At 63.1% G+C, this 11242-nt stretch carries 11 protein-coding genes; 7 read left to right on the top strand and 4 right to left on the bottom strand.

What is annotated here, in order from left to right; all coding sequences use genetic code 11:
- Positions 1–8 precede the first annotated feature (8 nt).
- The 7 genes from iolD to phnN all read left to right on the top strand — a co-directional run bounded on the left by iolD (position 9) and on the right by phnN (position 6590).
- Positions 9–1853, top strand: a complete 1845-nt coding sequence (gene iolD, locus NKJ72_RS11200) for a 3D-(3,5/4)-trihydroxycyclohexane-1,2-dione acylhydrolase (decyclizing) (RefSeq protein WP_352477068.1) — start codon at positions 9–11, stop codon at positions 1851–1853.
- 46 nt (positions 1854–1899) lie between these two features.
- Positions 1900–2817, top strand: a complete 918-nt coding sequence (iolE, locus tag NKJ72_RS11195; RefSeq protein ID WP_352477067.1) for a myo-inosose-2 dehydratase — start codon at positions 1900–1902, stop codon at positions 2815–2817.
- A 41-nt stretch (positions 2818–2858) separates the two neighbouring features.
- Entirely contained in the window at positions 2859–3077 is a 219-nt protein-coding gene (locus NKJ72_RS11190) for a DUF3329 domain-containing protein (RefSeq protein ID WP_254815905.1), read from the top strand.
- Between the two features lie 2 nt (positions 3078–3079).
- Entirely contained in the window at positions 3080–3892 is an 813-nt protein-coding gene (iolB, locus tag NKJ72_RS11185) for a 5-deoxy-glucuronate isomerase (RefSeq protein WP_352477066.1), read from the top strand.
- Positions 3893–4039: 147 nt separating this feature from the next.
- Entirely contained in the window at positions 4040–4747 is a 708-nt protein-coding gene (locus NKJ72_RS11180; RefSeq protein ID WP_352477065.1) for a DUF1045 domain-containing protein, read from the top strand.
- Between the two features lie 77 nt (positions 4748–4824).
- Positions 4825–5964 carry an alpha-D-ribose 1-methylphosphonate 5-triphosphate diphosphatase gene (locus tag NKJ72_RS11175; protein WP_352477064.1) on the top strand — a complete coding sequence of 380 codons (1140 nt, stop codon included), beginning with the start codon at positions 4825–4827 and terminating at the stop codon, positions 5962–5964.
- A complete protein-coding gene (phnN, locus tag NKJ72_RS11170) occupies positions 5961–6590 on the top strand; it encodes a phosphonate metabolism protein/1,5-bisphosphokinase (PRPP-forming) PhnN (RefSeq protein ID WP_352477063.1) in 630 nt (209 codons plus the stop codon). The genes NKJ72_RS11175 and phnN overlap by 4 nt, the downstream gene beginning before the upstream one ends.
- Before the next feature lie 89 nt (positions 6591–6679).
- Here the strand turns inward: phnN and NKJ72_RS11165 are convergent, their stop codons facing one another.
- The 4 genes from NKJ72_RS11165 to NKJ72_RS11150 form a co-directional block, all read right to left on the bottom strand.
- Positions 6680–7210: a DUF2231 domain-containing protein gene (locus tag NKJ72_RS11165; protein ID WP_352477062.1), complete on the bottom strand. Its 531-nt coding sequence runs from the start codon at positions 7208–7210 to the stop codon at positions 6680–6682.
- A 151-nt stretch (positions 7211–7361) separates the two neighbouring features.
- Positions 7362–8357 carry an ABC transporter permease gene (locus NKJ72_RS11160; protein ID WP_352477061.1) on the bottom strand — a complete coding sequence of 332 codons (996 nt, stop codon included), beginning with the start codon at positions 8355–8357 and terminating at the stop codon, positions 7362–7364.
- Between the two features lie 23 nt (positions 8358–8380).
- Complete coding sequence (locus NKJ72_RS11155) at positions 8381–9925, bottom strand: sugar ABC transporter ATP-binding protein (RefSeq protein ID WP_352477104.1); 1545 nt, start codon at positions 9923–9925, stop codon at positions 8381–8383.
- Between the two features lie 112 nt (positions 9926–10037).
- Entirely contained in the window at positions 10038–11000 is a 963-nt protein-coding gene (locus tag NKJ72_RS11150) for a sugar-binding protein (protein ID WP_352477060.1), read from the bottom strand.
- Positions 11001–11242: the final 242 nt, after the last annotated feature.

Below are 11242 nucleotides of genomic sequence, written 5' to 3'. Positions count from 1 at the left end.
GAACCGACATGACCAAGACAATCCGCCTGACGATGGCGCAGGCTCTGACCCGCTTTCTTGCTCGACAGATGACCGAGATGGACGGGAAGAAGGTGCCGATCTTCGGCGGCGTCTGGGCGATCTTCGGCCACGGCAATGTCGCCGGCGTCGGCGAGGCGCTGTACCAGGTTCGCGACGAGCTGCCGACCTTCCGTGCCCATAACGAGCAGGCAATGGCGCATGCGGCGATCGCCTATGCCAAAGCCAATTTCCGCCGCCGCTTCATGGCTGCGACCAGTTCGATCGGCCCCGGCGCGCTCAACATGGTGACCGCTGCGGCGCTTGCGCATGTAAACAGGTTGCCTGTCCTGTTTCTGCCCGGCGACGTCTTTGCCAATCGCATTCCCGACCCTGTCCTGCAGCAGGCCGAGGATTTCTCCGACGGCACGGCGACCGTCAATGACTGCCTCCGGCCGGTGTCGCGCTATTTCGACCGCATCACCCGGCCGGAGCAGATCATGCCGGCGCTCAACCGCGCCATGCAGGTGCTGACCGATCCCGCCGAATGCGGCCCGGTGACGCTGGCGCTGTGCCAGGACGTGCAGGCAGAAGCGTATGACTACCCCGAGAGCTTCTTTGCCGAACGAATCTGGCATCAGCGGCGACCGCGTCCGGATCGCCAGGAGCTGGCCGCCGCGGTGGCGGCTCTTAAAGCGGCGAAGAAGCCATTGGTGATTGCCGGCGGCGGCGTACTCTATTCGCAGGCCTCGGGTGAACTGGCCAGACTGGTGCAGGACGCCGGCGTTCCGGTCTGCGAGACGCAAGGCGGCAAATCCTCGCTGCGCGACGATCATGCGCTGAACATGGCGGCGGTCGGCGTCACCGGCACTTCGGCGGCCAACAGGCTGGCCGAAGAGGCCGACGTCGTGCTTGCCGTCGGCACCAGGTTGCAGGACTTCACCACCGGCTCCTGGGCACTGTTCAAGAATGCCGGCAGGACCATTATCGGACTCAACGTCCAGCCCTTCGACGCCGGAAAGCACCAGGCGCTGACGCTGGTCGCCGATGCGGCGGAAGGGCTCGCCGAACTCGGCGAGGCGCTGAAGGGCTGGAAGGCGCCTGCCGCCTGGACCGACAATGCGATCAAGGGCAAAAAGGAGTGGCAGGCGGAGGCGGGCAAGGTGACTGCGTCGACCAATGCCGCCTATCCGTCCGACGCGCAGGTGATCGGCGCCGTACAGCGCGCCATGGGCTCCGGCGTGGTACTGCTCCATGCCGCCGGCGGCTTGCCCGGCGAGTTGCACAAGCTCTGGCAGGCGGGCGCGCCCGGCTCCTACCACGCAGAATACGGGTTCTCGACAATGGGCTATGAAATCGCCGGCGGACTCGGCGTCAAGATGGCCAAGCCGGACGAAGAGGTAGTCGTGATGATCGGCGACGGTTCCTACCTGATGCTCAATTCCGAGATCGCGACCTCTGTGATGCTCGGCCTCAAGCTGACCATCGTGCTGCTCGACAACCGCGGCTATGGCTGCATCAACCGGCTGCAGATGGCGACCGGCGGCGCCAACTTCAACAATCTGCTGAAGGACGCCCGTCACGAAACCTTGCCCGAGATCGACTTCGCCGCGCATGCTGCGAGCATGGGTGCGATTGCCGAAAAAGTGCCATCGATCGCCGGGCTGGAAACGGCGCTGGCGCAAGCGAAGCAGAACACGCGAACGACTGTGCTGGTCATCGACACCGACCCGCTGGTTTCGACCGAGGCGGGTGGAAGCTGGTGGGATGTCGCAGTGCCGGAAGTCTCGGCACGGCCGCAAGTGAATGCGGCGCGCAAGAAATACGAGGAAGCGCTGAGCGGGCGGGTTCTTTGAGCCATCCGCGAACGCGCCTCGAAATGTCCGAAATTGGAGTGACGACTTGAAAACCAAACTGGGCATGTCCCCCATTGCATGGTGGAACGACGATCTTGCCGAACTCAGCGATGATGTGTCGCTGGAGGAGTGTCTGCGCCAGTCGCGCTCGGCTGGCTTTACCGGCATGGAAATGGGCCGCCGCTTTCCCAACGATCCGCAAATCATGCTGCCGATCCTGAAAGAGGCCGACGTGACCCTTTGCGGCGGCTGGTTCTCGGGGACGCTGGTCAATGAAGACATGGCGAAAAACAAGGATCGTATCCAGCCGATGATCGATCTGTTCAAGGCGGTGAATGCGCCCTGCATCGTCTATGGCGAAGTCGGCCGCTCCATCCAGGGCGACCGTTCGAAACCCCTCGCCAGCAAGCCCAGGCTTTCGGACGATGAGATGAAAGCCTACGCGAAGCAGCTCACGCAGTTCGGCGAATGGTGTGCCGAGCAAGGCATGCCGCTCTCCTATCACCATCACATGGCAGCGGTGGTCGAGACCGAGCCAGAGCTCGACGCCTTCATGCGCTATTCGGGAGAAGGCATTCCATTGCTGCTCGACGCGGGTCACCTGGCCTTTGCCGGGGGCGATGTGCTGCGCGCTATTGATAACCACCACCGGCGCATCAACCACGTGCATGTGAAAGACGTGCGCATGGAGGTGATCAACAAGCTGGATCGTAGCAGGCAATCCTTTCTCGATGCGGTGGCGCTTGGTGCCTTCACCGTGCCGGGAGATGGCTCGCTGGACTTTGGCGCCATCGTCCAGAGGCTCGCCGACCATGGCTATGAAGGCTGGTTCGTGGTCGAGGCCGAGCAGGATCCGAAGAAGAACCCGCCGCTCAAGATGGCGCAGGTCGGCTACAAGGAATTGATGCGGGTGATGACAGCGGCCGGCTATACGGTGGAGACACAAGGCTTTCCCAATGCTTGAGGCTCGCGAGGAAGGGCTGATCCGATGCCGGGGGTGATCCGATGAAAGACTCCGAGCACCCGTTTTTCCGGCCGCTGTGGCGGCGCGTTGCCGTTGTCGCGGTCTGCCTGGTCTGGTCGGTGATCGAATTCGCCACCGGCACGCCGTTCTGGGGCGTGATCGCGCTCGGCTTCGCCGGCTATGCTGTCTGGCAATTCTTCTATCTCTACAAGCCGGCTGACGAGGACAAGCCATCGGCGGACGCCAAACCGAAGGAATGACCATGCCTAAGCTGCTCATCAAAGCCAATAAGGGCCACGGCCGCGTCGCTCATGTGACGCCGCAAAACGCCGGCTGGACCTATGTCGGCTTCGATCTGCATCGGCTGAGGCCCGGCGAGAGCGCTTCCGGGCAAACCGCGGATCGTGAGGTCTGCCTGGTGTTCGTCACCGGCAAGGGCAAGGCCAAAGCCGGCGGCAAGGATCTCGGCCTGCTGGGCGAACGCATGTCGCCGTTCGAAGGCAAGCCTTGGTCGGTCTATGTGCCGCAGGGGTCGGAATGGTCGGTGAGCGCCGATACCGATCTCGAACTTGCCGTCTGCTCGGCGCCAGGACTGGGCGGCGGTCTGCCGGTCCGTGTCATCGGGCCCGACGATCTCGGCCAGGAGGTTCGCGGCAAAGGCACCAACACGCGCTATGTCACCAACATCCTGCCGGAAGGCAAGCCGGCCGATTCCTTGCTGGTGGTCGAGGTCGTCACACCCGGCGGCCACACATCGAGCTATCCGCCGCACAAGCACGACCAGGACAATCTGCCGGCTGAATCCTATCTGGAGGAGACCTATTACCACCGTCTCAACCCGCCACAGGGCTTTGCTTTCCAGCGCGTCTACACCGACGCCGACCAGAGCGGTGCTCGTTCGCTCGACGAGGCGATGGCTATCGAGGACGGCGACGTCGTGCTGGTACCCAGGGGTTATCACCCCTGCGCAGCCTGCCACGGCTATGATCTCTATTATCTCAACGTCATGGCCGGACCGAAGCGGACGTGGAAATTCCACAACGCGCCCGAGCACGAATGGCTGATGAAGGCCTGACCACTTCCCTTCGCCCCAACCGCTGGTCCAAGCGAAAAATCGTCGGCTAACGACCCGGCTGTGTGGTTTTGTTACCGAAAACGCCGCAAAGCTTCGTCAATTCGTCATGGAAATCACCTATGGCAGCGGGGCTGACAAGGACTTTCGATGCGCTACGCGATCTATTTCACCCCCCGACAGGACGAACCGCTGGCACGGATCGCCGCCAACTGGCTCGGCCGCGACCCATTCGGTGCCGCCACAAAGCCGGTCGAGGCAGTAGGCGAGTTGTCGGCGGCAGAAGTTGCCTTCCATACCGCTTCGGCGCGCCGCTATGGCTTTCATGCGACGCTGAAGGCGCCCTTTCGACTGGCCTCCAATGAGACGGAAACCTCGCTTCGCGCGGCACTCGACGATTTTGCCGAGGCGACGCCGGTGGTTACGATCCCGCGCCTCGTCGTCAGCCAGATCGACGGCTTCTTCGCGCTGGTGCCGGAAGCACCGCTGCCGTCGCTCAACCGCTTCGCCGATGATGTGGTGCGCGACTTCGACCGCTTTCGCGCGCCGTTGACGGAAGCCGAGATCGAACGGCGCAGCCCCGATTCGCTGAAGCCCGACGAGTTCCGCAATCTCTGCCAATGGGGTTATCCCTATGTGTTCGAGACGTTTCGCTTCCACATGACGCTGTCCGGCCGGGTCTCGTCACAGGAAAGCCCTCGTCTTCGCTTAGCAATCGACAGCCTGTTTGCGGGCGTGCTGCAAAGGCCGGTGCCGGTGGACGCGCTGACGCTGTTTGTGGAAACTGAACCTGGCGCGCCGTTCATGGTGCTGTCCCATCACGCGCTCGGGCGCCGCCCGGCCAGAAGAACTGCCTAATGACTATTTGCTCTAACCGCGTTTGTGCGACGCCAATTGGTCCAGTTGGCTGCAAAATCCTGCAAGGACTGCTTGAAATGACCGCCGAGACTGTTCTTGACAACGCCCGGATCGTGCTAGCCGACCAGATCGTCCAAGGGTCGATCGTGCTGCGCGACGGCGTGATAGCCGACATTGCTCCCGGCGCTGGCCGAACCGGCGAGGACATGGGCGGCGACTTCATCATCCCTGGCCTGGTCGAACTCCACACCGATCATCTCGAAGGCCATTACGCGCCACGGCCGAAAGTGCGCTGGAACCCGATCGCCGCGGTGCTCGCCCATGACGCGCAGGTGGCGACCGCCGGCATCACCACCGTGCTCGACGCCTTGCGCGTCGGCATGGACGAGGATGCGGACCTGACGGCTGCCGACATACGCAAGCTGGCCGACGCGATCGAGGACAGTGTCCAGCAGGACCGGCTCAGGGCCGACCATTTCATCCATCTGCGCTGCGAGGTTTCGGCGCCGGACTGCCTTCCAGCCTTCGCCAATTTCGACGGTGACGAGCGGGTCAGGCTGGCGTCGCTGATGGACCATGCGCCGGGACAGCGGCAATTCGTCGATCTCGAGACCTACGCCTACTACTATCAGCGCAAGCTGAAGCTTACGGATCGCGATTTCCAGAAATTCTGCGAAAAGCGGATGGCTGAATCGGCGAGGAACTCGAGCCCGAACCGCAGCTTCATCGCCGCGGCTTGTCATGAGCGCGGCATCGTGCTCGCCAGCCATGACGACGCGACCGTCGGCCATGTCGACGAAGCGATCGAGCAAGGTGTGCGCGTCGCCGAGTTCCCGACCACCGAGGAGGCAGCAAGGGCTTCGAAAAAGGCAGGGCTCGGCGTATTGATGGGCGCGCCGAACGTCATGCGCGGCGCTTCGCATTCGGGCAATGTCTCGGCCCGCACGCTGGCCGGCGACGGCCTGCTCGATATACTGTCATCGGACTACATTCCGTTCAGCCTGATCCAGTCGGCCTTCTTCCTCGGCGACGTGGTCGAAGGTATCTCGCTGCCGCAGGCTGTGGCCATGGTTTCGAAGAACCCGGCCGAGGCGGTCGGCCTCACCGATCGCGGTGTCATCGAGCCCGGCCGGCGCGCCGATCTGGTTCGCGTGCGCGTCGACGACCATGTCCCGGTCGTCCGCACGGTCTGGCGGCAGGGACGCCGGGTCGCATGATGGTGTCGGCATCGGTCGAGCGTGAATTGTCCGCCGCGGGATTTCCGATCCGCGACGGTGTCTTCGTCGCCGTCGTCGGGCCGAGCGGTGCCGGCAAGGACACGGTGATCGGCTATGCGCGCGCGGTGTTTGCCGGCGAGAGCCGGCTGGAGTTCGTGCGCCGGGTGATCACCCGGCCGAGCGATGCGGCCACCGAGGATCACGATACGCTCGCCGATGCTGCCTTTGTCGAGGCCGAAGCGGATGGCGCCTTCGCCATTTCCTGGGAGGCGCATGGCCTGCACTACGGCATCCCGGCCGAAGTCGACTGGTCGGTCTCCAACGGCCGTGTCGCGATCGCCAACGTCTCGCGCGCGATCATCCCGGCGCTGCGGGAGCGCTACGCCAATCTGGCTGTCGTCGAGATCACGGCTACACCGGATATCCTGGCCGAGCGGCTGGCATTGCGCGGTCGCGAGTCGCGCGGCGAAGTGCTGGCACGGCTGGCGCGCAGTGCCAATGTGGCGCTGTCCGGACCGGGTGTCACCTCGATCGACAATAGCGGCCCTCGTGAAGCCGCCGGCGAGCGCTTCGCCGAGGTGCTGCGCAAGGCCATGGCCTTCTCCGACATGTCGGGCCTTATCTAAAGTAGCGCCCATCCGATGCATTCGGTATGGGCGCTACTTGTCTAACCAATATCTTTGGAAGCCGGTACCCCCTTTTCGGGATTATGGCCTCATGCGGCGTGCCGGTCCCGACCAGCGTGACGAGTATCGGTGGCAGTGGTTGTCGAAGGCTTCACTGGCGCATCCGCTGGTGTATCCAGAACTGCAACGTGATGGCGATACACCATTTCCCAGCCCTTCCAGCCGGTGAACAGCAGTATGCAGACCACTATGAACGACAAGAGCGCACCCCATGGTCGGACCGCGGCTTCGGCGCCTTGGGCATAGCGAAGATAAAAATTGATCAGTACCACAACGACCGCCGTCAGGTTGCCCAGCATGTGATACCAGGCGTCCGACAAGGCGCGAATGCGCGGCTCGTTGAGGAAGTCGATAAAACCGGCTGTCGCGGCGAGAAGGGCCATTACGATGGCTGCCCCGATCAGCCACATCGATGCCCGTGCCCAGAAAGCATCGGCAGTTCCCCAGAAAACCAGGTCGGTGACAAAGGCACCGACAAGAAACGCGACAGGAAAAGGTATCAACATCGGGTGGAGAGGGTGAGTTCCGACCTTTGCGGTACTTACTGGATTCGTGGGCATGGGACGCCTCCGCATAGCAAAGCTTAAATAAACGCTTCGATACGGGTTTCGTTCCAAATGGAGATTAATCTGAACTGCTGTCGCGAAGCTCAGGCCAACTTTTTGATGCCTGCCAATGGCAGTCGGCGCATTTCATCCAGCTATTTTTGCGTCATTCCGCGACAGCACCCGCCACGCCCTTACGGGTAGCTTCCAGCATCCGCCGCCGCGCCCTGAACACGCCCCATTGCTGGTCGACCAGCACGCCGATGAGGATCACCCCGCCCATGACGGCGAAGTTGAGCGAGGACGGGATGCCGAGCAGGTTGACGAGGTTCTGCAGCTCCTGCAGCAGCACCGTGCCGAGCAGGACGCCGATCAGCGAGCCTTCGCCGCCGCGCAGCGAGAAGCCGCCGAGCACCGCTGCCGCGATGGCGTAGAGTTCGTAGAACTGGCCGTGGCTCGCCGGCGAGATCGAGCGTGTGTACATGGCGAAATAGATAGCCGACAGCGCCGTCAGCACGCCGCAGATGACATAGGCGGCTATGACGATGCGGCCGGTGCGGATGCCGGAATATTTTGCCGCTTCCTCGTTCTTGCCGATGGCGTAGAGATAGCGCCCGAATACCGAACGGTGCAGCACCACCCACATGACGACGGCGATGACGATCAGCGCGATGAAACTGTTCGGCACGCCCCAGGACCGCCCCGCCGTCAGGAATTCGAGTTCCGGGAAGTTCTGCCCAAAGGCAAAGCCGGCGGTGCCGTCGGCAGTGTAGAAGCGCGCCACGCCGCGATAGATCAGCAGGCCGCAGAGAGTGACGACAAACGGCTGCAACTTCAGCCGGGTGATCAGCCAGCCATGCATCAGGCCGATGGTGGCGCCGAGCGCGATGATCAGCACGAAGGCGAGAGGCCACTCCATCTCCCGCACGGCGATGAAATCGATGAACAGCGTACCGAGTAGCGCAACCACCGAGCCGACCGACAATTCGATGCCGCCGGTGATGATGACGAAGGCTTGGCCGATCGACAGGATGCCGAACAGCCCGATCAGGTTCGAGGTGTTGGCGAGATTGATCGGCAGCAGGAAGCGCGGGTTGATGATCGCCACCACCGCGCCGACCACCAGGATCAGGATCAGCAGGCCGAGATCTTTCTTGCTCATCGTCTTCTCCCAACGCCTGCGAATTACTTCGGCTGCTTGCCGACCGCCAGCAGCAGCACGTTTTCCTGGCTGAACCGGTCCTTGTCGAGAATGCCGGAGATCTGGCCCTCATGCATGACGGCAATGCGGTCGGAAACGCCGATCACCTCCTCCATGTCGCTGGAGATCATCAGCACGGCGACCCCGGCATCGGCCAGCGCCCGCATCAGCCCGTAGATCTCGGCCTTGGCGCCTATATCGATACCGCGTGTCGGCTCATCGAGGATCATCACCTTCGGCTTCATCGCCAGCCATTTGGCCAGCACGACCTTTTGCTGGTTGCCGCCCGACAGCGTGCCGGTGCGCGTCTGCACGGAGGGCGCCCTGATGCCGAGATCGGTCTTCTGTTTCTCGGCGGTGGCGGTCTCGGCGCTGGCCGAGACCAGCGAGCGCCGCGAATGCGCCGGCAGATTGGGCAGCGAGATGTTCTGGGCAATCGACAGGTCGAGCAGGATGCCGGTCAGCTTGCGGTCTTCCGGGACGAGGAAAATCCCGTTGGCCACTGCGTCGGCGGCCGAACCAAGAACCAGGTCTTTTCCGTCAAGCTGGAACGAGCCGCCAAAGCTCCTGTCGATGCCGAACAGCACGCGCGCCAGTTCCGTCCGGCCGGAGCCGACGAGGCCGGCCAGGCCGAGGATCTCGCCATGCCTCACATCGAGGTCGACGGGCCGGTCAGGATAGGCGGCGGTGCGAATGGCCTTGACCGACAGCGCGACGGAGCCCGGCGGGCGCGCCGATTCTGCGGCCTTCTCGCGCTCCTTCAGCATGCGGCCGATCATCAGCTTGACCATCTGGTCATGATTGATGGCGCTCTTCGGCAAGGTTCCGGCGAGCATTCCGTCCCTGAGCACGACGACGCGATCGGCGACGCGCTCGACCTCGTGAAGGCGGTGCGAGATGAAAATGACACCGATGCCGTCTGCCTTCAGCGCCTTGATGACACCGAGCAGCTTGTCGGTTTCGGCGATCGGCAGGCTGGACGTCGGTTCGTCGAGGATAACCAACCGTGCCTTGATCGACAGCGCCTTGGCGATCTCGACCATTTGCTGCTGCGCCAGCGACAGCGCCGACACCGGCGTATCGGCCGAGAAATTGGCGCCCACGCGTTTGAGCAGCGGCGCCGCCTGCGCTCGCAGCCTGGCGCGGTCGACGAGCTTGAGCGGCCCGGCGCGCAGCGGTTCGCGGCCGAAGAAGATATTGGCGGCCACGTCGAGGTTTTCGAACAGGTTGAGTTCCTGGTGGACGAAAGCGATGCCCGAGCCGATGCTGGCCTCGACAGTCAGCCCGTCATGGGCGACGCCATCGACGGTGATGGTGCCGGTGTCCGGCCTGGTCACGCCACCGAGGATCTTCATCAGCGTCGATTTGCCGGCGCCGTTTTCGCCGACCAGGCCAATGACCTCGCCGGGCCTGACCTCCATCGAGAATCCGTCCAGCGCAACGACGCCGGGATAGGTCTTGCGCACACCGTTGAGGCTCAGGAACGGAGCGTCCGCAGATGCAACGATGGATGGGTCGGAATAATTCATCACGCCTGACAGCAGCCGGTGAGCCATTTGGCCTCAGACTGACGAGCCGCGCGAGGCCCGTCAATAGAACGCCGGCTCAAGGCGAACCTTGAGCCGGCGCAACCTAATTCGCTCAGTTTCCAGACATCGCCTTGAGGCTGGCGGCGTAGGCGTCGACATCGTCCTTGCCGATGATCTTGGTCGGGATGATGATCAGGCCATCGGCGGGAATGCCCGACTTGTCGCCCTCGAGATAGGCAGCCATCAGCTTCATGCCCTGATAGGCCCATTCGAAGGGCTGCTGCACGACGGTGGCGGCGACGGTGCCTTCCTTGACGCCGCCCAGTGTGATCGGATCGTCGTCGAAGCCGACGACGGTGATCTGGCCGAGCTTGCCGGCATCGCGCAGCGCTTCATAGATGCGCGGCGTGTTGTAGGAATAGAAGCCGACCATGCAGGTGACGTCGGGGCTGGCGACCAGCGCGTCCTCGACGTTCTTCTTGGCGCGAGCCTGATCGATGTCGTCGCCACGCACGTCGACCAATTCGATCTTGGTGCCGGCGAGACCTTCCTTCATGCCCTGGATGCGCTCCTTGGCGTTGTCGGCGCCGAGCAGGCCGACGAAGCCGAGGCACTTGCCGCCGTCAGGCATTGCCTTCTTGGCGATCTCCGCCGCCTGCTTGCCGGCATCGACATTGGACGAGCCGATATAGGCGACACGCTTGGTCTGCGGCGCGTCGCTGTCGGTGGTGAACAACGCCGTTTCCGAGGCGATCTTGTTCAGCCCGTCGGTCGACGTCTTGGGATCGACGGCCGAGACCATGATCGCCTTCACGCCGGCCGTCACCAGATCGTCCATCAGGCGCTGCTGGATGGCGACCGAGGACTGCTCCGGATATTTGAGTTCCAGTTTGTAGTTGGGCAGTTCGCCTTGAGCCTTCTTTACGCCGGCTTCCGCCGCCTTCCAGAAATCGGAAGCGCCGTTGACGACGAAGGCCAGTGTCGGCTTGTCGTCGGCCCGCGCAATTGCGCCGGCGGACAGGCCGAGCAGCAGGGCCGCAGCGGCGACGGACGCATTTCGTATCACAGATTTCATATTCAACCTCCCATGTTGACTCAGTAATTTTCGCTGATGATGAACGTGCCGGCGCGGCTTGGACGCCCTCCTCCTCAAGGGTTTCCGGCAGCGAAGAACGACGCCATTCCAGCCGCGATCGTCGACTTTAGAGACTCATTCGCCGTTCGTAAATAGTCCGATTTGTCTGACATTTCCCGGAGCGGCAGGCAAGCTTCGGCTGACGGGAACCGTCCGATACCAGGCTGGCTGCGTTCCGAACA

The organism is Mesorhizobium sp. M0045 (genome assembly GCF_040323385.1).
GTDB lineage: Bacteria > Pseudomonadota > Alphaproteobacteria > Rhizobiales > Rhizobiaceae > Mesorhizobium.
The sequence above is the reverse complement of the archived record's forward strand: the minus strand, read 5'-3'. Positions and strand labels throughout refer to the sequence as shown.

Bases quoted from the DNA above. Each gene is read 5' to 3' on its own strand.
- NKJ72_RS11190 (WP_254815905.1), top strand. From the start codon at position 2,859: ATGAAAGACTCCGAGCACCCGTTTTTCCGGCCGCTGTGGCGGCGCGTT.
- NKJ72_RS11175 (WP_352477064.1), top strand. From the start codon at position 4,825: ATGACCGCCGAGACTGTTCTTGACAACGCCCGGATCGTGCTAGCCGAC.
- NKJ72_RS11155 (WP_352477104.1), bottom strand. From the start codon at position 9,925: ATGAATTATTCCGACCCATCCATCGTTGCATCTGCGGACGCTCCGTTC.
- iolB (WP_352477066.1), top strand. From the start codon at position 3,080: ATGCCTAAGCTGCTCATCAAAGCCAATAAGGGCCACGGCCGCGTCGCT.
- iolD (WP_352477068.1), top strand. From the start codon at position 9: ATGACCAAGACAATCCGCCTGACGATGGCGCAGGCTCTGACCCGCTTT.
- NKJ72_RS11150 (WP_352477060.1), bottom strand. From the start codon at position 11,000: ATGAAATCTGTGATACGAAATGCGTCCGTCGCCGCTGCGGCCCTGCTG.
- phnN (WP_352477063.1), top strand. From the start codon at position 5,961: ATGATGGTGTCGGCATCGGTCGAGCGTGAATTGTCCGCCGCGGGATTT.
- NKJ72_RS11180 (WP_352477065.1), top strand. From the start codon at position 4,040: ATGCGCTACGCGATCTATTTCACCCCCCGACAGGACGAACCGCTGGCA.
- NKJ72_RS11165 (WP_352477062.1), bottom strand. From the start codon at position 7,210: ATGCCCACGAATCCAGTAAGTACCGCAAAGGTCGGAACTCACCCTCTC.
- NKJ72_RS11160 (WP_352477061.1), bottom strand. From the start codon at position 8,357: ATGAGCAAGAAAGATCTCGGCCTGCTGATCCTGATCCTGGTGGTCGGC.